This is a genomic window from Fuscibacter oryzae, from assembly GCF_016765795.1.
In the GTDB taxonomy this organism is placed as follows: Bacteria; Pseudomonadota; Alphaproteobacteria; order Rhodobacterales; family Rhodobacteraceae; genus Fuscibacter; species Fuscibacter oryzae.
Genome location: NZ_JAESVP010000006.1, coordinates 55,334 through 76,443 on the forward strand (window position 1 = coordinate 55,334; position 21,110 = coordinate 76,443).

The following is a 21,110-nucleotide window of genomic DNA, read 5'->3' on the forward strand; positions in this document are numbered from 1 at the left end:
GCCGCACTAGTGCTTGGCCCGCACGCCGGTAGCAAGCCCCGAAACGTCAGCCTGCATCTTTGCGAAACCGGGCGCGGCGCATCCGCTTTGGGCGATACCCCAATCGCGCCAGCCACAGTTTCAACATGGCCCTTGCGCGGCGATGATCAGGTGTCTTGCAATCATCAAGGGTGATGGTGTCGCGAAGATTCTCTGACAACAGGGCGCGGTCCAGCATCGCCTCGACCGGTTCATCGAGATCATCGCGCCAGCCGGTGCGGGTCAGCATCGCATGCGGCTCTTTGCGACCTGCTGTTCCGACACAATAGCGACAGGAAGCCAAGGGCTGCGGGCCGTTCAGAAATGCCAAGAGGCGCATCGTCAGATCTGCACGGTCTTCCAGCACAAAACCATCAAAGCCGGGCGCATCTGCCAGGCGCAGCGCATAGACAGACTGCGGGCAGCGATAAAGGGCCCCCTTGTAAATCGTGTGGCACCCCCAGACATTTGCCGTTTTGCAGGCCCGGAAGATCTGATTGACCAGTTCGTCATCCTCGTTCCGCTGGCGGGTAAATGTGCGCCGGAACTGGGGGAAATGGTTGATCGTAAAGGTCACCCCATGCCGCTCCGCCGTTTCACGGTGGCGGGCCAGGTTGTCGTCCGTGACACCGCTGTCGGGATAAACCGATACCTCGATCTCATCGAGAAGCGACCAGATGTCCTCGCTCATCCGGTCCAGAAGGGTGCCGTTGGTAACCAGCAGATGGTGGTCCGTAATCCCGGCGGCATGACCTGCGCGCAGGATGGAGGGCAGATCAGGATGAAGCAAAGGCTCGCCACCGATATATTTCACGAAGGCCGGCCGGTAGTGGCGCGCCAAAAGACCCAGATCTCTTGCAACATCGGTCGCACTGACGTTCCATTTGGCCATGACGGGTGAGCCGTGGTTGCACTGACGACAGGTGATGTTGCAATGGTCGGCCACCACAAGCTCCACCCCTGTCGGCGGCACAATTCTGTCTTCGCACAGAATGCTGCCTGTCTGGATGGTTGGCTTGCGAAACGCCATCAGCCTGCTTTCAAACGCAATGGCCGGATCGTGGCGGATAGAAGTTGTATCTGCAAGGCGGCATAGCGTTTGCTTTCGGCCTGATCCGCGCCGCGCAAGGCCTTTGAAGGGCGCGATTCCAGCCATAGGGCACCGCTTTCCGCAACCGTGATCTGCCCGGAAAAGCGCAGGCCGCACCAACCCTTGCGCCGCAAAAGAGTGCGCGCCCGCAAGCGCGTGACATGGCTGTCGGTCTGGTTCAGTTCCAGTTCCAGCCGCCGCCGCACGCCCGGCAGATCAACCGCCAAAGCAAGGTCGATACGGTACTGGCCGGGTTGAAGCTGACCAAGGTCGATCGGTGACATCACGGGCGACAACGCCCGGCCCTGCCAGCCTGTGGCCAGCATTCCCAGCCGCCCGCGCAACCATGGCGCCCGCACGACCGGGGTTGCCGTATCCGCCATCTTGCGCGCCTGTTTTGCCACCCCGCGCGCAAGGCGCGACAGGGTGGTCCAATCGCCGCGCGGCTTCATCTGCAACACGGTTGCCACCGACCGTTGCCAGCCCGGTCTTTGGGCTTGCAGATCTGACAGTCCGGGCACCGCAATGCCGATGCAATCCCCAAGGTAAGACAGCGCAACACGGGCCTGTGGACCAAGATCGGCCTGTTTCAAGATCGAAACCAACCGGGCAGAATCAACCCTTTCCTGTGTCAGAACCCGCGCACAATCGACCAGCCAGTCGCTGTGCGTATGGGCATCCAGCGCCGAGGACGACAAAGCCAATGCGATCCTGTCCTCTGGCGCAGGAACCAGCACCGGAATGTCAAGGAACCGTCGCGCCTGCGCGTTTTGCCACAGCGCCGCCTCAACCGCAGACAAGGCGGTGTTAGGGCCATAGCCCCATTGATGCAGATCGATATCGCCGAAATGGCCGTAAAACAGGTTCACTGCGCGGGTCGTCGCCAATCGCGCCGTCAGGCACAGCGCGCTTTCGCCCGTTGAGGGCTGCCAGCGATGTGTTGTCAGAATGTCCAGCGCCCTGGCGAAATGGCTTGGGGCAACCAGAATATCTGTATCGTGGCTGATGCGGGATCTCTGATCTTCGGGATTTACCGCCAGACGGGCGGCCCCTTTCAGCAGCATTACCGGAATGCCCGCCCCGGCAATCTGCGCCAGGGGCGGCTGCACCTCTCGCAGGGCCATGCGCGCCTTGGTCCACAGCATCCGTTGCAGCCCTGCCAGCCGGGGATAGGCGGGCAGATCGCCCAGCGCCTGACCAAACCGCGCGGCAACGGCCATCAAAAGCCGATGCTCGGCAAAACCAGCAGAATCAATATCTTGCGTGGCGAACCATTGCCGTGCAGCGGCGAGCGCCACGGCCGGATCTGGCCCGATAACGGCCTGCAATAACAGGTCCAGACCCCCCTGAGGCCAGGCCCATGACGGGTGCGGAAACCGGCGCGGCCCGGTCATTCCGGGGCCTGTTTCTGGCGGCGTCGCAGCATCGCGGCATGGACCACGCGCAAATAGCCGCTGTCCGCCTGCGCATCGCGCCCCCAGGACAGACTGCCTGGCAGAATGCGCCGCAGCGCCAGCACCTGCGGCAAGACATCCAGCGCCAACCCAGCCTCGCGCGCCCTGCCGAACCAGTCAATCATCTCGCCCCGGCGGCCCACCGGGTCAACGATAGGCCCGATACGGTCAAGCGCGCTGCGGTGCATCAGCAAGGTGGACCGGGAAAGGCCGTCTGCAACCTTGCCCTGCCCGTCATCCGGCAGGCCATGGCGGAACTGGCGCATTTGGGTAAAGACAAGATGATCCGACCCGACCTGCCGCAAATGTTCCAGTTGCCGCGCGACCTTGCCCGGCAGCCACAGGTCATCGGCATCAAGAAACGCCAGAACCGACATCCGCGCAGCGGCAATGCCCGTCATCGTAGCAGCGCCCGGCCCGGCATTGGTTTGCGAAATCAGCCGGACTGGGCCGCCAAACCCTGCCGCAATGCTGGCCGTGTCATCGGAAGAGCCGTCATTGACCACGATCACCTCGACCGGTGCGGGCGTTTGGGCGCAGGCGGATTGCACCGCTTCGGCCAGGGTACGGGCCGCGTTGAAGGCGGGAATGATCACGCTGTAGCCGGGCATCACCAAAACTCTGTCGAACCAAGGCTTTGAATATCGAAACAGGGCTTGTCCAGCCGGATTGTCGGATCACGCCTGCGTCGCACAAGGGATTTGTGAATCGCCAATGCGAAGTATCGGCGGCTTTCCTCTTGGCGTTTCGTCATGTTGCCGGCATGGCGCCGATAGTAAAGACAGACTGTCGCGGTCTGCCGAAAGCGCGTGCCCGCCTCAAAGGTACGCAGAAGGTAATCAGTGTCCTCGGCCTGTCTGAATGCAGGGTCAAACGGGCCGATGCGGTCGATCAGGGCCCGGCGGAACAAGGCGCAAGACAGGTGGATTCCCACCAGATCAAGGCGCCGGGCATCTGCAGCAGGCTCCAGCGTCTGGGGCGAAATATCATCGACCATGGTCATCCGGCCATAAACCAGATCAAGGGCCGGGTCCGCCCGCAGATCAGCCAATTGCCGGGCCAGTGCCTGCGGTGGAGAAATATCGTCTGAATCGAGGAAGGTGACAAAGGTGGTCTCGGCCAGCAGTGCCTGCAACCCGGCATTCCGTGCCGCTGTCACCCCCCGATTTGGCTGCGTGACAAACCGCAGGCCGGGCTGCCTTTGGGCCGCCAGCCAATCCGCGGTGCCATCGGTCGATCCATCATCCACAACCAGAATATCCAGCGGCAAGGGCAGGTCAGCGGCCTGACGCTTCACTGACCGTATGGCCAAGGGCAGCAAAGGCAGCCGATTATAAGTGACGATGATGACGGTCAGCGTCATGGGGCGGTGCCGTCCAGAAAGGCCGCGAAAGCTGCGGCAATTTCTGCCGGATCGGTGCCGAGCGCAACGCGGTAGGCAGGCAGATCGCGGGACAGGGCCGCGCAAAGGCGAAAGGTTTCCGCGCGGGCAGAGGGAATTTGCGCCACGCCAGAGGGTGCCAGCGCCAAAAACGCCTCGCGCGCCGAAACGGGGGCAAAAGTCGTTCGCGCTGCCGTGGCGACATGGGGCAGGCACAATGCGGTAACCGGCAGGCTGTCAGGCTGGGACGGCACGCCAAGGTGGTCAAACGTGAACTGATGCTTACCTTGCCAGTTCAGTGCAGCTTTACCCCTTACGCGCCCGGTAAGCCCAAGGCGGGCAAATCCGCCCGGATCTTGTTTCAGGCTGTTAAAGGCCCGATGTGCCCTGATGCCACTTTTGGTCGTGATCGCCACATAATCATCGCCAAGGCTGGTCAGACCATGCAGCAGTCCGGCCAGTACGGTGCCACTCTTGCCCGAACCGCCAGTGCCCGCCAGCAGGACGGCCCTTTCCCCCAGCCCCAGACTGCCCGCATGAACAAGGCCTCCGCCCTGCTCTGCCAGCGCCCAGTGGATCAGATTGCGCAATGGCGAACCAGTATCCCAGTCAGGGTAGCCCGCCGCCTTTCGCATCAGTTGCAGCCCGCAGTTCAACCCCCGGTCAAAAACCTGCCAAAAGTCGGTCTGATCATGGAAATGCAGGCGAAACGGCGTGGCAAACAGCGCGGCTTCGACCTCTCTTTCCCTGAAATACGGTTCCGACCAGCGGGGCCAACCAAGGGAAAGGGGGGTGTCGCACAAATCGACCAGAACACGAACTTGTGGGGCCGCAGACGGCACGGCCACCGGCAAGACCCGGACAAGAATTTCGCTGTAGCTGGCATCCGCGCTGCGGCACAGGAAATCTGTGCCCGCCACATGGAAGGCCGTTTCGGCGGGTGCTGCGGTAAAGCGCGCCTCGAACCCGGCAAACAGGGGCTGCACCTGATCGGCAAGCGCAGTGCTGGAAAGGGGGATCGGGACAGCGCGGCGCATCAGGATCAGCGGCTCAGCCCTGTGCGGGCCTGACGGGCCAGCCCTGCGCCGCATCGCTATCGTGAATCGGATCGGCAACGATCAGGTCGGACAGGTCATCGTAAATTTCAAGCTGCGGCTGCTCTGTCAGCTTGGCAAGTTGCGCGCGCAGATCATCGGTCACCGGGGTCGGCGCCTCATCTCCTTCGACCACCAGAGCATTCTCGTGCAGTGCCCCGATGAAGGTGGCAAGGTCGATAGCGGGCGCAAGATGCGCTTGCAGGTCGGCCGGGCAGACACCTGCAGCCAAGGCAGACCACAGAACCGCAGCCGAGGGGTTAAAGCCGAAATAACGGCCGGTTGACAGGTTCAGCACCACCAGATCACCGTCGAATTCTTCAAAGACAATATCCGGCCCCGCCAGATCCAGTCGTTTGTCCATGTCCACACCTTCTGGCCGACTTTATGCGCAACAGGTCGCGGCAGAGCCGGGATTGTCAATGCCCGTCAGTCTTGCGGCCTCACGGGAATGCAATGTTCCGTCTCCGACATGCGCCACGCCCATAGCAGGAGCAACTGGAACATTCCCTCAAACCGCGTTAGCAAGGGCTGCCGCAGAGATTCAGGAATGTGGCGCACAGGATTCAAGCAGGGGATGTGAACCATGCCAGCCTATCGCTCTCGTACCACCACCCATGGCCGCAACATGGCAGGGGCCCGTGGCCTTTGGCGTGCCACCGGCATGAAGGACGGCGATTTTGGCAAGCCGATCATTGCGGTCGTCAACTCGTTCACCCAATTCGTGCCCGGTCACGTTCACCTGAAAGATCTGGGGCAGCTTGTCGCGCGCGAAATCGAGGCGGCTGGCGGCGTTGCCAAAGAGTTCAACACCATCGCCGTCGATGACGGCATCGCGATGGGCCACGACGGGATGCTTTATTCCCTGCCAAGCCGCGAGATCATCGCGGATTCAGTCGAATACATGGTCAACGCCCATTGCGCCGATGCGATGGTGTGCATCTCCAACTGCGACAAGATCACCCCCGGCATGCTGAACGCCGCGATGCGCCTGAACATCCCGGCCGTCTTCGTCTCAGGCGGCCCGATGGAGGCTGGCAAGGTCGTGATGCACGGCAAGAAGGTGGCGCTGGATCTGGTGGATGCCATGGTTGCCGCCGCCGATGACAAGGTGTCGGATGAGGATGTGAAGATCATCGAACGCTCGGCCTGCCCGACCTGCGGGTCTTGCAGCGGCATGTTCACGGCGAATTCGATGAACTGCCTGACCGAGGCGCTGGGCCTGTCGCTGCCGGGCAACGGATCGACCCTTGCGACGCACGCCGACCGCAAGCGGCTGTTCGTCGAGGCGGGGCACCTGATCGTTGATCTGGCAAAACGCTATTACGAACAGGACGACGCCAGCATCCTGCCGCGCAACGTGGCCAACAAGAAGGCGTTTGAAAACGCCATGTCGCTGGATATTGCCATGGGCGGGTCCACCAACACCGTGCTGCATATTCTGGCCGCCGCTTATGAGGGCGGGATCGACTTTGACCTGAACGACATTGACCAGTTGTCGCGCCGCGTGCCCTGTCTGTCCAAAGTTGCGCCGGCGAAGCAGGACGTTCACATGGAAGACGTCCACCGCGCCGGTGGCATCATGTCGATCCTTGGTCAGCTGGAGGCGGGTGGCCTGATCCATCGCGACACGCCCACCGTTCATGCCCCAACGCTGGGCGATGCCATTGACCGCTGGGACATTTCACGCACCGAAAGCGAGACGGTTCGCAATTTCTTCAAGGCCGCACCGGGTGGCGTGCCGACGCAGGTGGCCTTCAGCCAGTCGTCGCGCTGGGATGATCTGGATCTGGACCGTGAAAACGGCGTGATCCGTTCGGTCGATCATCCGTTTTCCAAAGATGGCGGTCTGGCCGTGCTGAAAGGTAACATCGCGCTGGATGGCTGCATCGTGAAAACGGCGGGCGTCGATGAAAGCATCCTGAAGTTTTCCGGCCCCGCCGTGGTTTACGAAAGCCAGGATGATGCCGTGAAAGGCGTTCTGGGCGGTGAGGTCAAGGCAGGCGATGTGGTGGTGATCCGCTACGAAGGGCCAAAGGGCGGGCCGGGGATGCAGGAAATGCTGTATCCGACCAGCTACCTCAAGTCGCGCGGTCTGGGCAAAGCCTGCGCATTGGTGACCGATGGCCGTTTTTCCGGCGGCACTTCGGGCTTGTCCATCGGCCATGCCAGCCCCGAGGCGGCGCAGGGCGGTGCCATCGGCCTTGTCCGTCAGGGTGACCTGATCGAGATCGACATTCCAAACCGCACGATCAATCTGGCGGTATCCGAAGCCGAACTTGCCACCCGCCGGGTCGAACAGGACCGTCTGGGATGGAAGCCCGCCCAGCCGCGCAAGCGCAATGTGACCACCGCGCTGAAAGCCTATGCCGCCTTTGCCGCCTCGGCCGACAAGGGCGCGGTGCGGATTCTGCCAGAGGCCTGACCTTTCTGCGGATCAGCCAGCACCGCATGGCTTGGCCGTCAGGGCCGTGTCAGGCGGTGCTGGCATATGATCGAACCAAAAGCACAGATCGCCGGGGGAAACTGCACGGCGATCCGATTGAGCAAAAGCAGGGCAGAGCGTCTGCCCGCCACAACATGTGCCTATTCAGGATTGGTCTGCCTGATATCGGTCAGCCCCGAAAGAAAAGCCACCAACCCGTCGGGATCAGTGGTGCCGCTGAAGGGACTCGAACCCCCGACCCCATCATTACGAATTGTTTTCCTAAGCAATATCAATGGATTGCAGCGCGACTGACAGCGTTGCAGCAACCATCACAACGCCTTGGCAGGCCTCGTCTTTCCCGAACTTCAGGCTTGCACGCCGTTGGACACCGCTGGGCCGCACCGCATGGCGCTTCCATACTATGGCCCTACAGATTTTCGTTTGCCCTACTAAAACTCGAGGGGTCAAACCGGCAGCTTCTATTTGCTTTAGCTGGCTGGTCCCGCGCTCTCTACGCTGCCTTGCCCCCACCCCACCCCATCAACGGGCCGCTCAGAACCCAGCTGGCAGGCCGCCCTCCAGTGGACCCCTCTGTGGCGCATCTGTGATCCTTCTTGAACTGGCACCCCCGCCAATGCACTGTTCCGTCACGACACCAGGAGGCCAACGCTTTGCAGACAGACGATTTTTCTATTGAAACCATTTTGGCCGAAAGCCGTCGCTTCATGGTTCCGCTGTATCAGCGGAAGTACCAGTGGGCTGATGATCGCCTTACACCTTTTTGGGATGATGTCGAAGCAAAGGCGACGGAAGTGCTCGAAGGCAACAGTCGCTTCCAGCACTACATGGGCGCGCTCATCCTCTCGCCCCTTGGGGAAGGATCGCAGATCGGCATCACACCGCGAATGCAGATCGTAGATGGTCAACAGCGGCTGACCACGTTTCAGCTGTTCCTTGCGGCACTCAGAGAAATAGCGAGAGAAAACGAACTGCCAGAAGTCATTGAGCAGGTGAATGGATACCTTTTCAACGTTCCACGATCAAAAGACACTGACCCTCTCGTCAGGTTCAAGCTGACACCGACGCCATCCGACCGCGAGGTCTTCCACGACATCATCGACAGCCCTTACCGGGAGGTGCGGATCAAGTACAACCGGTACTACTGGGGCGGTGGGGTGCCAAAGAACACGCCCGTTCGTGCACTGCGCGCCTATGTCTTGTTCCTTAATTTCATCAGACAATTTGCACTGACCGGTCCCACGGATGTGCAGCGGGAGGAAGAAGACGGCGACGAACCGAAGTCTACCGAACGCGCGCCCAAGGAACTGATCGAACAGCGCCTCGACGCTCTGCTACGTGCCGTCCTCGCACAGATGAAGCTGGTCGTTATTACGCTTGGTGAAGGCGATGATGCACAGGTCATCTTTCAGTCGCTGAATTCGCAGGGGCTACCGTTGCTGGCCATGGATCTTGTCCGCAACAACATTTTTCATCGTGCGGAAAGGCAAAGCGCTTCAACTGAGGAACTGTACAAGGAGCTGTGGGACCCGTTCGACGATTACTGGTGGAAGGAGAACGCACCGAACGCGAGACCGATGCGACCTCGGATCGACCATTTCTTGGCTCATGTTCTTGCCGCTGAAACCGGGGCTTCAATCGCCATGCGTGAGTTGTATTCGGAGTACCGAGCGTTTGCGACGCCACGCGGTAAACCGCGCTTCCCAGATGTCGAAGATGAACTCAAATTGTTGCAAAGACACGCGCCCATCTACGAAACGCTAGAAGGCAGAAAGAGTGCTAACCCGACGATGGCATGGTTGGGTCGAAAGCTGGCGACGTGGCAACTAACGACGGCCTACCCGGTGATGATGCAAGTAGCGCAGGCTGGCCTGCCAGAAGCCGAACAGGATCGGATCGCACGGCTCATCTATTCATATGTGGTTCGCCGCGCGGTCTGTGAAATGACCAACAAGAACCTGAACAAGCTGTTTCAGGCAATTTCTCAGCGTTTCTATGAAGATACGCCTTCCTATGACCTGCTTCGTACCTTCTTCCTCAGCAGATCAGGAGAAAGCTCCCGCTTCCCAAACGACGACGAGTTCAAACGCGCCATTCTGACAAAGCCTGTCTACCGAAACGCACCCGGCGAAAGGAACAAGGACATCCTGTGGGAGCTTGAACTTGCAAGCCGGTCAAAGTTTTCTGAGACGGTGGCCAGACCTAGCGGCCTGTGGACAGAGCATGTTCTTCCGGTGTCATGGAATGAGGATTGGCCCTACGCAGAAGGCGATTTTGTGGCTAGGGGTTCCGCTGACCCAAGGGCTGATGCACGGGATGCATTGCTGCAAACCTTGGGAAACTTGACCCTCATCACTGGTGCGCTGAATATCTCTTCGGGCAACAAAGGGTTCATGCAGAAGCGCGAGAAGTTCGAGGAGCACACATCCTTGTTCTTGAACAAGTGGTTCACCAAACGAACAGCCTGGACCGAAGTAGATATCAAAGAACGCGGCGAGCATCTTGCGGAGAAGGCTGTATTGATCTGGCCCAGCCCGGAAGTCTGATCACTTCTAGAATGTAATCGAACGGTTAGAAGCGGGCCATAACAGCCCGCCTCTAGGTTACTTGCGCTTGCGGTCCGGTGCTTGGGTAAGCGCCGAAGCCGCCACGCTCTTCACGGCCTTCGGTGTCTTGGGGTTGGCCAACAGCTTGGCGGCCTTGGAAGCAACCCGGCGCGATGTGCTTTCGTTCTTTGCCATCACACATCCCCCTTACGCGTACTGGATCAGCGTCCAAGTCACCGCTTTCCCGCCATAGGGCGGCATGCGGTTCCCCTTGGCGATGGGAGCGGTAGTGCTGGGGGTTCCGACGACCTTCCATACACCGCTTTCCGGGCAGGCCTCACCAGTCTTTGCTGTCGTGCCGAGAGGGGCACGGGTCTTCGCTGCGTAGTTCACGATAGGTCTCCTTATGCTCCGGCGTCCGTGTTTGGCTAGCCGGTTTCGTATAGATAGATCGAACGCTTCACTTCGTCAACCCATGTGGTATGATTGCGTATCACACGACCTTACGGCGCATCTCTCGGCGGTGCGCCGTTATGATTCTGGGAGGAAGACTCATGTCGTTTGCCACGAGGCTGAACCAGCTTAGGCTTCGCAAAGGTCAATCATTACAAGATGTTGCTGATGCCATAGGCGTATCGAAGACCCATATTTGGGAGTTGGAGAAAGGGCGCAGCGACAACCCTTCGCTGGAAATGCTCACCAAGCTCGCGAACCACTTTGGAGTGACCATCCGAAGCTTGGTCGGTGAAGACCCCGAATCGTCAGAAGACGAAAAACTAGCGATGATGTTCCGGCAGGCTGGTGAACTAGGGCCAAACGACCGCGCTGTACTGGAAGACATGATCCGTTCAATGGTTGCGAGGAATCAGAAGCGTGGCGCTGAAAATTGAAAGAATGGAAATTGACGATGCAGGCGCGAATCCAAAGAAACTGGCAGAGTCCATCGTAAAGCAGCTTCCACCCGGAACACAGGCGGTACCAGTGAGGGAGATCGCTAAGGCGATTGATATCTATGAAATCCGTGAAGCTGTACTCGATGGGCTAGAAGGCGGCCTAATCGTTCCTGAGAACAAGGCCAACGGCGCGATCTTGGTACACGCTGATCGGCCTGAGACCCGCAAGCGCTACACTATCGCCCATGAGATTGGCCACTATGTGAACCCAAACCACCGCGCCGGTAGCCCGGAGGGCTTTAGGTGCTCGCGCAAAGATATGGCTATCCACTCGGCAAAAGCGGGCGATAGGCACGCAAAGATGGAAGCCGAGGCCAATCTGTTTGCGGCTGAACTGCTGATGCCGGACTCCTACGTGAAGTCTTTCATGCGACGCAGAGTAGGTGCCAACCTCGACCATGTTATCGCAATGGCTGAGTGGTTTGAGGTAAGCAAGGAGGCGGCAGCACGTCGTTACATTTCAAAGTTGGAGACACCAGCTGCAATTGTCTTCTCGTGCAATGGTCACATTCGGTACATCCAACCCAACAGCACTTTCCCTAGGATGTCACTTTGGAACGGTGCGCCTGTTCCCGATGGCTCCCTGTCTGCTACTAGCCGTGCGGCAATTGGCACGGTAACTGACACCGTTGAGATACAAGGACACATTTGGCTTGAACGCTCTGCAGGACTGTCATTGGGCGAGCAGACCGTTGCCCAGCAGAATGGCTATCGCATGACGCTGTTGACGGTTGAGCAATTGGAGGCTGATGGAGAGGAAGAAGAGGAAAACTGGCAAGCACCACGCTTCAGGTGACACCAGATTACTTGATAACTCTTTACCCACCGATCTTGCTGTACGGTCCTTGTCCGCGCGCGTGAGGAACGAGTTTGCTTCCGCGGCTTCGATCTTTGCCCGATATTTGCCCCCCCAGCGTTGATCCCCTCCCCTATATATCATCCACTCTGGCACCAGCGCTATTCTTTCGATTTACTCGATTGAAGATTTCTCTTGCTAAGTGCTCATGGGCCGCCGAACGAAAATCCTTATCTGTCATGACCCGTGAAAAGATTTCGTCATTCCCTTCCATTCGGTCAATGAATAACTCATCAAGCATCCGTTCCAAGTAGGATGAAAAATTTGCCAGATTGTTCGCTTTGGCTGCTTCGACGATCTTCTCATCTTCTTGTGCGCTTGCGCTGATCTGGTCAAAGAAAAGCTGATCGGCTTCGGTAAAATCTGTTCCGAAACGCTCATTCAGTTTACTGATTAGGCTTGAGAGGATCACCTCATCATCCGGCGTCCGAGCTGTCCCAACGTCGGTAGGTCCCTTCAGGGGATCGGCTTCGCCATCCCTGAGGTCGATGGAGCCCTCAGTCATCTGCTGGAGCCGGAAGTATCGAAGCGCAACTTCATCATCCAGCACAAACGCCTTTCCGTCACCCGGAGGCGGAAGCTTGGAAAGCAGATTGCGCACGAAGGCGTACAGCTTCTCAAGCTCACTGTCTTGATAAGGGATGATCTGCGAAAGGAACGCATAGAGATTTCGGTAGGCGGTAAGCTGACCCCGAAACTCGTCTTGCTCTACTTCCTCACGTTCGACGAACCTCTGCACTACAGCATCAAGAACGGCATTCATCAAGCGATGGTCGGTGGCCGAGTGGTCGCGTCGTTTTCGATACCAAACCTCTGCAAAGCCATTCACGTCCGCAGGCGCAAAGATGGCCCAGCTAAGGAGCTTATGCTGTAATTCTGACAACCTGTGCGGGTCTGCGTTTTCGCCTATGGGTGTCGTTTCGTAATAGGGTTTGAATGCCTTGAAGATATCCTCTTCCTCGTTGGCAAAATCCAGCACGAAGGTTCGTGCCTTGCCCGGTGCCATCCGGTTGAGCCGGGATAGCGTCTGAACCGCCTGCACCCCAGCCAATCGCTTAACCACATACATCGTCTGCAAAAGGGGCTGATCGAAGCCGGTTTGATATTTTTCAGCGACGAGAAGAACGCGATAGTCGTCGCGCTCGAACGTTTCGGGCAATTCGCTTTCAGCAAGCCCATCATTCATCGACACTTCGGTGTATGTCGCTCCTGGATCTTCTGGGTCTTCCACCGTCCCAGAGAATGCGACCAGCGAACGAATACCGGTATACCCGTGATCCTTCACGTACTTGTCGAACGCTAACTTGTACTTCACGGCAGCAAGGCGCGATCCGGTGACCACCATCGCTTTGGCGCGACCTCCTAGCTCGTGCATGACGTAAAGCCTGAAATGCTCAACGATCACAGACACGACTTGTTCGATGTTTACTGGGTGAAGCTCCAAATACCGGCCCAGTGCCTTCGCGGCCTTCTTGCGGGGCACTTCTGGATCGTTTTCCACCTGCTTTATCAGGCCAAAGAAACGCTTGTAGGTGGTGTAGTTCTTAAGAACATCCATGATGAAGCCCTCTTCGATGGCCTGCCTCATGGTGTATTCGTGGAACGGAGACGTGCCGGATGGTCCCGGTTCGTCAAACAAAACCTTCGTTTTGAACTTTGGTGTCGCGGTGAAGGCAAAGAAACTCAGGTTCGGCTGGCGCGCACGCTTCAGAGACTCGCGCAGGAGAGCTGCTTTTGCGTCTTCTGAAAGGTCATCATCCTCTTCCTCAGTCAGCTGCGCCGCAATCGCGGCCTCAATGCCATCCTTGTTCAGCATGCCCTTGAGCGCAGTCGCAGTCTCGCCGCTTTGGGACGAATGGGCCTCGTCCACGATCACCGCAAACCGTTTGCCCGCTGTGTCGATCTTTACCCCGGTGCCCTTCTTTTCCAGCGTAGAAAGTGCCTGCGATATGAACGGAAACTTCTGGATGGTGGTGATGATGATCGGCGTGCCGTTGGAGAGTGCGCGGGCGAGTTGTTGCGTGTCCTCGTCGATCTTTTCGACCACGCCGGTCTTGTGCTCGAACTGGTAGATGGTGTTCTGCAACTGCTGGTCCAGCACCCGACGATCCGTGATCACGATGACAGAGTTGAAAACCTTCTCATCGGCGTTGCTGTGCAGACTCGCTAGCCTGTGTGCCAGCCATGCAATGGAATTGGATTTCCCCGAACCCGCCGAATGCTGGACGAGGTAGTTGTGGCCTGACCCGTGCCCCTTCGCATGGGTCACCAGCGCCCGAACAGCGTCAAGCTGGTGGTAGCGCGGAAAGACCATCGTTTCCTTCTGGATGGTCCGCACACCCTTATCGGTCTTGACCTGTTTCTCCTTCACTTCGAGGTGCATGAAGCGCTGCAGAATATCGAGGAGGCTGTCAGCCTGTAGCACCTCGTCCCACAGGTAATGTGTTTTCCAGTTGCCGGGCACAGGCGGGTTGCCTGCACCGTGGTTGTGGCCCCGGTTGAACGGCAGGAAAACGGTCTCCTTGCCCTTGAGGCGGGTGGTCATCCACGCTTCGTCCGGGTCCACGGCGAAATGCACGAGTGCGCGCTTCTTGAAGGCGAAGAGAAGATCTCGGTCGTCCCGGTCATGCATATACTGGGTGATCGCATCCGCTGCCCGCTGGCCGGTAAGGGAGTTCTTCAACTCAGCCGTAACAACCGGCAGACCATTAATCGCAAGCGTCACATCTATGATGCACCGCCGATTGCTGCCATCGGCCTTCCTCAAGACCGAGGTAAACGCAACCTGCCGTGTGATGGTCAGCCTGTTCTTTGCGTAGAGGGCAGCAGCGTCAGGGTTCATGGCCGAGTTCGGCCGGAAATGCGCCAGCCGGAGCGTCTTGCCGTAGCATTTGAACCCATGCCGCAGCACATGCAGCGTGCCCTTAAGTTCAAGCTCCTTAGTCAGGTTGTCCAACACCACTGCGGCGGTCTTTTCGCCCAGCAGAGCTTCCAACTGGCTCCACTTTGCACCCTGACTGTCCTTGAGAAAGCCCGTCACATCTTCGGGGAAAAGAGCCAAGGTTTCGTCGTAGGCGGTAGGCTGGCGCTTCTCGTAACCACCTGCACCAACAAGCCCAGCTTCTATAGCGGTTTCAAAATCGCGTTCTGTATGTCCGGACACTGGTCAAATCTCCTGCACGGACGGGTTCTGTAGGCTTGCTAAGGACTGCCCATTTACCTCGTCAAAGTGATAGTAGCGGATTGAAGGATCAGCCCTGAGGTGCCGGTTTGGGTCGAGGTAATCGTTGGGATTGTCGTTTTCGGCGAAGACGAACTTTCGGAGACGAATGCGGCGGCTGTCACCTGTGTAGTGTTCAATCGTGCGCTTGAGCGTGGCGACCCAACACATGCCCGCCCTCAGTTGAGGGACTATTTTCTCAGCGGTAAGGCTCTTGGACTTGAACTCGATGCAGTCCGCGTGGAAGTTGCGACCGTTGACATAAAACACCACGAAGTCGCAACGCTTTGACCATGGCTTGGAAGTGTCGTCCAGGAAGTGAAACAGCGGTGGCTTGCTCTTTTTCTTCTGGGTGTCGAAGTCATCATGGTCAAGCTTGAATGCCATCCCCGCGCCTGGAAGGAGAAGCTCAATCTTTCGCGTTTGTGGTTTCACATCCTCGGGGCGAAAATACTTCTCAGTTAGCACCACGCTGCCGCCCGCACCGTCATGCATGATGTACTCGCTGTTCACATACGCCTTTAAGTGCTCGAAATAGGTACCAGCCGCCAGCGTCATTGAAACTCCGTAATCTTCCCAGTGACGGCTGCCGCGATGATTGCAGCGCGGTATTCGTTTAGTCCTCGAATTGATCGCTCAACTTCACCAGAAACGATATCAACGTCACCCTTCTGGCGAAATGCTTCTTCAATTATTCTAGTTTGCTCCACGATAGGCGGCACCGCGACACGTATTCCTTTGACATCTGCAAGGCCAATGGTTCCGATAGTTGAGCCATTCGTCAATCGCATTAGCTCGCCTCTCATCCCGTAGATTGCCAGCAATAGGAACTCGGGAATGATCCTGCTCTCATCACATAGCCAAGCAATAATGTGCTGTGAAACAGCCATCGGTCGTGTCGTAATTGCACTTTCACCAATAGTTGCGTCTCTTGTGAAGACGACCGCTCGTGCGGGAAGCATTCGCGCGGACGAATTTGCCAGCCCAAGTTCGTTGATTTTGAAAGTCGTTTCGGAAATGTAGTCACTGGCTCGAAGCACGGACGTGTCGTTGAGAGAGACCCAAGGAATCTCACAATTCTCCCAGTAAGCATCGATCTTGCGATCTGGCGTATGCCCGCTTTCTAGCTTGGCGATGCGCTTAACCGGAAGAACCTCCCAATTCTCCGGAATCTCGCCCAGCCAGCCGATACCGCTGTCCTTCATGGGCGCGTCTGGGTTCAGACCTTTTGTGACGGCGCGGGTGATAAGGGCTTGGCGTTTCTCAGCCAGTCGGTCCAGAAGGGCGCGCTTCTTTTCGATCAGCCCGTCGATGCGTGCGGTCTTTTCGTCCAGAAAGCGAGTGATGCGGCGTTGGGTTTCTAGGGGCGGCAGCGCGACGAAGGCATTTTTCATCGGGTATTGCCCCAAGCCGTAGCGCGTCACCCCGTTCGCGCCCAGCTTGAACTGGTCATTCAGCGGCTCGGACCTACACAACCATGCGAGGAACCCGCCATCCAACTCTTGACCGGGCTCTAGTACGGACAAGTGATACCCGCACAGCACCTCCGGCATGTCCTCGGTGACAAGCGCGGGAATACCGATGTCATCCCAGCCTTCGCTGTCCTTGGTTATGATGACCTGACCCTTCTTGAGCTGAAACTTCTCGATTTCGGCTTCGGTCGCGGAGCCTTGCATGAAGTCGAGGTCGGGCGTGATCCGGTCGTTGTAGTAAACGTCCGTGTAGTTGCAGAGCCGAACGGGTGTTTCGTCGTCGGCAAGGGTCTTGTCGACATTGCTGTTCCGCACAGACGCATAGAACTTGAGCTTCTCCAGCTTCCAGCCTTGCGGCAACTGGCCATAAGCCTGCTTAACCTTGTCGGGGACAGTGGTCATGCAACCAGCCCCTTCAGAAGCCCGGCAATCTCACCTTCCAGTGCGGTGATATCGGTCTCGATCGCATCGAGCGGACGCGGCGGCCTGTAGACGTAGAAGTGCCGGTTGATCGGGACTTCGTATCCCACCTTCGTCTTGTCGTAGTCGACCCAAGCATCAGGAACGTGGGGCAGAACTTCGCGTGCCATGTACGCGTCAATCTCATTGCGGAATGTCGCCACCAGCTTATCGTTGGGTTTGTCTGGCCCAAACTGTATGGGTAACGGCAGCACAGTGCCCTCAGGCAGCGGTATGTTCTCGGTATCGCGCAATTCGCTGTCCGGTTCCGGCCTGCCCTTGCTGTCTCGGCAAATTGCGGCTTCGGGGTCTCGTTCACCCAGTGCGGCGAAGATGGCTTTCTTGATTGGCGCGGCCAGCTTCACCTCAACCCGCCGCGCTGCGCGGTCGAGATCGACCTCAAATACAGCCCTGTCCATGTAACGGCCTTTGTCCGCTAGCATGACCAGCGCCTTCCGGACTGCCCCTTGAAGCGCGCGGCCCTCAACGATCTCACGCTGCCCGGCTGCATCGTCCTTGCGCTTCTTGGTCGTGGCGAGGTTGGCGAATGCCGTCTCCCCATCAAGTTTGGCAATGCGCTCTGGTGTGGCCTCGAAATTCAGGCGTAGGGGGCGTTCGACCGTGACTTTCAGGAAGCCAAACTCACGGTTCTCAAAGATGCGCGATACCACCCGATCCTCGGTTTCACCGTTGATCTTTACCGAGACCTTTTCCCCATCGCGATAGTTGCCATAGATGCGCGTAAGGTCGTTGATTTGATCGTCGGTAATCTCATTGCGCTTATTGTTCAGGCTCTTTTTCATGCGCTGGAAGAACCGCGTCCCGTCGATGAGTTGCACCTTGCCGCGCCGTTCGGGTGCCTTGCGGTTGGTTACAAGCCACACGTAGGTGAAGATGCCGGTATTGTAGAACAGCTGATCGGGCAGTGCGACTATGGCATCAAGCCAGTCGTTTTCGATGATCCAACGGCGGATGTTCGACGGCCCAGAGCCAGCATCGCCTGAGAACAATGGCGAGCCGTTGAACACGATGGCGATCTTTGAACCAACGGCGTTTTCGTCACCCTCTTTGTAGGGGTGCATCTTCGAAATCATGTGCTGCAAGAACAGCAGCGAACCATCATTGATGGCGGGAAGCCCAGCACCGAAACGGCCTGAAAAGCCAAGAAGCCCGTGCTCCTTCTCGACAACCGTTTTCTGGTCCTTCCACTCCACCCCAAAGGGCGGGTTGGCCAGAAGGTAGTGAAACTGCTTGCCTTCAAAACCGTCCCGGGTCTTGCCGTCGCCAAGGGTGTCGCCCAGTACGATGCTGCTTGTGTCCTCGTCCTTGATCAGCATGTCCGCGCAGCAAATGGCCCAAGACTCGTCGTTGTACTCTTGACCAAACAGAGCGAGGTTCGCGTCCTTGTTCTGCGCCAAGATGAACTTCTCGGACTCGGACAGCATCCCCCCCGTGCCGCAGGTTGGGTCATAGATTGTGCGGAAGATACCGGGCCGGTAGACTTCGTGTTCGCCGGTATAGATGAGGTTGGCCATGAGCCGGATGACTTCGCGCGGCGTGAAGTGGTCACCGGCCTCTTCGTTTGCCTGCTCGTTGAAGCGCATCACCAGATGTTCGAACACATACCCCATCTGCATGTTGTCGATGCGATTGGGATGCAAATCGACGTCGGCCATTGCTTTGACAATAGTGAATAGGCGGTTGCTGGCGTCCAGTTTCTCGATCTGGTCGTTGAACTTGAACCGCTCGAAGATCGCGCGCGCTTTGGGCGAGAACCCGTTGATGTATGACACTAAGTTCGGTGCGATGTTTTCTGGGTCACCCAGCAACCGCTGAAACGTGAACGGACTGGTATTGTACAGCGGATGCTTTCTGTTCGGATCGGCTGCCTTACCTAACAGACGTTCCATCGCAGCTTCGGGCATGTTCTGCGCAGTGAGCTTTGCATGCTCCCGAAGCACCGCATCCTTCGTTGGCTCAAGGACACAGTCCAGGCGTCGAAGGACGACCATGGGCAACATGACCAACCGGTACTGCGGTGGACGGTACGGGCCACGCAAGCGGTTGGCGATCTCCCAGATGTTTACCTTTAGCTGCTCATGGGCCTGAATATTCATTGTTTTTCTTACTCTTCAAGTTCGGGAGGTGGATCGCGGGGAGCCTCACTAGGTAGAATCCGTCATGACCGGTCAGTCAAGGAGATTGGCAAAGGCAGATACTAGTTAGACCAGGACACTGGGATGAACCGCACAGCGCTAGATCATCCTGCCCTTCGCTGCAAAATTCCGCATAAGTATCTGATTTTCATTGCAATTTTTTGCGCATCGCGCTAACCTGAGTTGAGGCCAAAAGGAGGTCTCAATGCCAAACCTGCGACTTACACGCCGTCAAATTGATGAACTACCGCACCCTGAGGCGGGTCAGGTCTATTACCGCGACACAACGCTGCCGGGCTTTGGCCTTCGCGTGGGATCGCGAACAAAGATGTACTTCGCTGAAGGCCAAGTGCATGGCCGAACGCGCCGGGTCACAATCGGTCGTGCTGACGTGTTCGCGCCAGAGGTGGCTCGAAAACGGGCTTTGGCCCTGCTGGCTGAAATGTCCGAGGGACAAGACCCCAATGAGCAGAAGCGGAAGGCCCGGACCGAACAGATCACGCTTGCCACTAGTTTCACGAATTTCTTCGAAGCACGTACGACCCTTTCGCCCTACACGGTCGGGAGCTACCAGCGGAGCGTGAGGCTGTATCTGAAGTCTTGGCAGAAGACGCCGCTGACCATGATCACCCGGCAAATGGTGCTGAAGCGGCACCAAGAAATCGCCAAGGCGCATGGGGAAACGACTGCGAACAATGTGATGCGCCACCTCCGGTCGGTGTACAACTTCATCGCTGCGACCGAAGAAGATTTCCCACCGAACCCCGTCCAAATCTTGTCACAAGCACGCGCTTGGTATCGTGAACGTCGGCGGCAAACGGTGGTGACAGCCCTTGACCTGCCCATGTGGTGGAAGGCCGTAATGGCCGAGCCGGAGTACTCGCGGGATTTTCTTTTGCTGGCCCTTTTCACCGGCATGCGTCGCGGCGAGTTGTCCAGATTGCGTTGGGAGAACGTTGACCTTAGGGCACGCACCCTGCACTTGCCGACCACAAAGAACGGCGATCCGCTGTCTTTGCCGTTGGCGGGTTTTCTCGTCGAACTGCTTGAAGCCCGTTCAAAAGCAAGTGGGGGTTCGGAATGGGTCTTCCCCGGCACCGGAAAGGTTGGCCACCTTGTCGAAACGAAGAAGTTCCTCGCTCGGGTCGGCGCTGGATCGGGGGTCGCCTTCACCATGCACGACCTTCGGCGGACGTTCATTACCATCGCTGAAAGTCTAGATGTGCCTCATTACGCGCTGAAGCGCTTGCTCAACCACCGCACCAACGGTGACGTCACTGGGGGCTACATCGTGATTAATGTCGAAAGACTGCGCGATCCGGTCGAAAAGGTCGCTACTCGCATTCTGGAGCTTGCAAATGTCTGAACAGAACGGACCGGACGCCGCATTTGACGACGCGGTCGTTGCCAATTCCGGGCAAGCATTCGGGGCCAATCCCTTCGAACGGCTGCTGCTTGCGATCATTTCTGCCCATCCCGATCAAAGCGGGAAGACATCAAAGCAGCGGTTGGATGCAGCGATGAAAATGCTGGTGGGTGAGCGCGCAACTCCGCATCCTGAGCCGGGCAACCGCGATGATCGCGCCTTGATCTGGATGGGTAGTGAGCGCCACATCGACAAAGCTAATCGGGACATGTACGCCCTGAACCTTCGTTTAAAACCTGACCGGACGGTAACTCCCCCCCGGAAACCTCGCTCTGATCTGGCCCTTGCAGAAGAGGCCGCGGACCTCTTCTTCGGGCAAGAGAATGCCGAAGCTCGTCACGCGATAGTCAATCGACTTCGCGAGAAGTTTTCAGGCAGCTACGCCCGAAAGCAAGGCAAGGGGCACGGTGTGGACTTCGAGGCGACGTATATCTATCGCGCCGTTGAGCACGACTATGTGCAGGAAAGCCTTGAGGCAGAAGCGTTGAAACGAGTTTGCGACGAACTGGCGGAATGGGGTGTCGCAACCAAACTGTAGG

At 57.9% G+C, this 21,110-nt stretch carries 18 protein-coding genes; 7 read left to right on the forward strand and 11 right to left on the reverse strand.

Annotated elements, in window-relative coordinates; genetic code table 11:
• Window positions 1–46 precede the first annotated feature (46 nt).
• The 6 genes from JI744_RS12900 to JI744_RS12925 all read right to left on the reverse strand — a co-directional run bounded on the left by JI744_RS12900 (window position 47) and on the right by JI744_RS12925 (window position 5,401).
• The gene (locus JI744_RS12900; RefSeq protein WP_202661548.1) at window positions 47–1,048 is read right to left on the reverse strand and encodes a radical SAM protein; all 1,002 of its coding nucleotides are present in this window, start codon (window positions 1,046–1,048) and stop codon (window positions 47–49) included.
• Window positions 1,048–2,436 carry a nucleotidyltransferase family protein gene (locus JI744_RS12905; protein ID WP_202661549.1) on the reverse strand — a complete coding sequence of 463 codons (1,389 nt, stop codon included), beginning with the start codon at window positions 2,434–2,436 and terminating at the stop codon, window positions 1,048–1,050. The genes JI744_RS12900 and JI744_RS12905 overlap by 1 nt, the downstream gene beginning before the upstream one ends.
• Before the next feature lie 62 nt (window positions 2,437–2,498).
• Window positions 2,499–3,173 (reverse strand): glycosyltransferase family 2 protein, encoded by a 675-nt coding sequence (locus tag JI744_RS12910; protein ID WP_202661550.1) that lies wholly within the window; start codon window positions 3,171–3,173, stop codon window positions 2,499–2,501.
• Window positions 3,173–3,925 (reverse strand): glycosyltransferase family 2 protein, encoded by a 753-nt coding sequence (locus tag JI744_RS12915; protein ID WP_202661551.1) that lies wholly within the window; start codon window positions 3,923–3,925, stop codon window positions 3,173–3,175. Before JI744_RS12915 ends, JI744_RS12910 begins: the two co-directional genes overlap by 1 nt.
• Window positions 3,922–4,980: a hypothetical protein gene (locus JI744_RS12920; RefSeq protein WP_202661552.1), complete on the reverse strand. Its 1,059-nt coding sequence runs from the start codon at window positions 4,978–4,980 to the stop codon at window positions 3,922–3,924. The genes JI744_RS12915 and JI744_RS12920 overlap by 4 nt, the downstream gene beginning before the upstream one ends.
• A gap of 13 nt (window positions 4,981–4,993) precedes the next feature.
• Window positions 4,994–5,401 carry a PqqD family protein gene (locus JI744_RS12925; protein ID WP_202661553.1) on the reverse strand — a complete coding sequence of 136 codons (408 nt, stop codon included), beginning with the start codon at window positions 5,399–5,401 and terminating at the stop codon, window positions 4,994–4,996.
• Window positions 5,402–5,623: 222 nt separating this feature from the next.
• Here JI744_RS12925 and ilvD point away from each other — a divergent pair, with 222 nt between their 5' ends.
• The 3 genes from ilvD to JI744_RS12940 all read left to right on the forward strand — a co-directional run bounded on the left by ilvD (window position 5,624) and on the right by JI744_RS12940 (window position 10,029).
• Window positions 5,624–7,462: a dihydroxy-acid dehydratase gene (gene ilvD, locus JI744_RS12930; protein WP_202661554.1), complete on the forward strand. Its 1,839-nt coding sequence runs from the start codon at window positions 5,624–5,626 to the stop codon at window positions 7,460–7,462.
• Between the two features lie 66 nt (window positions 7,463–7,528).
• Entirely contained in the window at window positions 7,529–7,777 is a 249-nt protein-coding gene (locus JI744_RS12935) for a hypothetical protein (RefSeq protein ID WP_202661555.1), read from the forward strand.
• Window positions 7,778–8,136: 359 nt separating this feature from the next.
• The gene (locus JI744_RS12940; RefSeq protein ID WP_202661556.1) at window positions 8,137–10,029 is read left to right on the forward strand and encodes a DUF262 domain-containing protein; all 1,893 of its coding nucleotides are present in this window, start codon (window positions 8,137–8,139) and stop codon (window positions 10,027–10,029) included.
• Between the two features lie 57 nt (window positions 10,030–10,086).
• On the opposite strand, the gene JI744_RS12945 is transcribed toward JI744_RS12940, so the two are convergent.
• Entirely contained in the window at window positions 10,087–10,224 is a 138-nt protein-coding gene (locus tag JI744_RS12945; RefSeq protein ID WP_202661557.1) for a hypothetical protein, read from the reverse strand.
• A 359-nt stretch (window positions 10,225–10,583) separates the two neighbouring features.
• Between JI744_RS12945 and JI744_RS12950 the strand changes: the two genes are divergently transcribed.
• Together JI744_RS12950 and JI744_RS12955 are read left to right on the forward strand one after the other, a co-directional pair.
• Entirely contained in the window at window positions 10,584–10,919 is a 336-nt protein-coding gene (locus JI744_RS12950; protein WP_202661558.1) for a helix-turn-helix domain-containing protein, read from the forward strand.
• A 4-nt stretch (window positions 10,920–10,923) separates the two neighbouring features.
• The gene (locus JI744_RS12955; protein ID WP_202661559.1) at window positions 10,924–11,778 is read left to right on the forward strand and encodes an ImmA/IrrE family metallo-endopeptidase; all 855 of its coding nucleotides are present in this window, start codon (window positions 10,924–10,926) and stop codon (window positions 11,776–11,778) included.
• Window positions 11,779–11,911: 133 nt separating this feature from the next.
• Here the strand turns inward: JI744_RS12955 and JI744_RS12960 are convergent, their stop codons facing one another.
• Genes JI744_RS12960 through JI744_RS12975 form a run of 4 tightly spaced genes read right to left on the reverse strand, consistent with a single transcriptional unit; the run spans window position 11,912 to window position 19,106 of the window.
• Entirely contained in the window at window positions 11,912–15,001 is a 3,090-nt protein-coding gene (locus tag JI744_RS12960; RefSeq protein WP_202661560.1) for a type I restriction endonuclease subunit R, read from the reverse strand.
• A gap of 3 nt (window positions 15,002–15,004) precedes the next feature.
• Window positions 15,005–15,616, reverse strand: coding sequence for a hypothetical protein (locus JI744_RS12965; protein WP_202661561.1), 612 nt, complete (start codon window positions 15,614–15,616; stop codon window positions 15,005–15,007).
• Window positions 15,613–16,932: a restriction endonuclease subunit S gene (locus JI744_RS12970; RefSeq protein ID WP_202661562.1), complete on the reverse strand. Its 1,320-nt coding sequence runs from the start codon at window positions 16,930–16,932 to the stop codon at window positions 15,613–15,615. Before JI744_RS12970 ends, JI744_RS12965 begins: the two co-directional genes overlap by 4 nt.
• Window positions 16,929–19,106: an N-6 DNA methylase gene (locus tag JI744_RS12975; protein ID WP_202661563.1), complete on the reverse strand. Its 2,178-nt coding sequence runs from the start codon at window positions 19,104–19,106 to the stop codon at window positions 16,929–16,931. Before JI744_RS12975 ends, JI744_RS12970 begins: the two co-directional genes overlap by 4 nt.
• A 244-nt stretch (window positions 19,107–19,350) precedes the next feature.
• Between JI744_RS12975 and JI744_RS12980 the strand changes: the two genes are divergently transcribed.
• Both JI744_RS12980 and JI744_RS12985 read left to right on the forward strand, forming a co-directional pair.
• Complete coding sequence (locus JI744_RS12980; RefSeq protein ID WP_202661564.1) at window positions 19,351–20,511, forward strand: tyrosine-type recombinase/integrase; 1,161 nt, start codon at window positions 19,351–19,353, stop codon at window positions 20,509–20,511.
• Window positions 20,504–21,109 (forward strand): hypothetical protein, encoded by a 606-nt coding sequence (locus JI744_RS12985; protein WP_202661565.1) that lies wholly within the window; start codon window positions 20,504–20,506, stop codon window positions 21,107–21,109. The genes JI744_RS12980 and JI744_RS12985 overlap by 8 nt, the downstream gene beginning before the upstream one ends.
• The last annotated feature ends 1 nt before the right edge of the window (window position 21,110 follow it).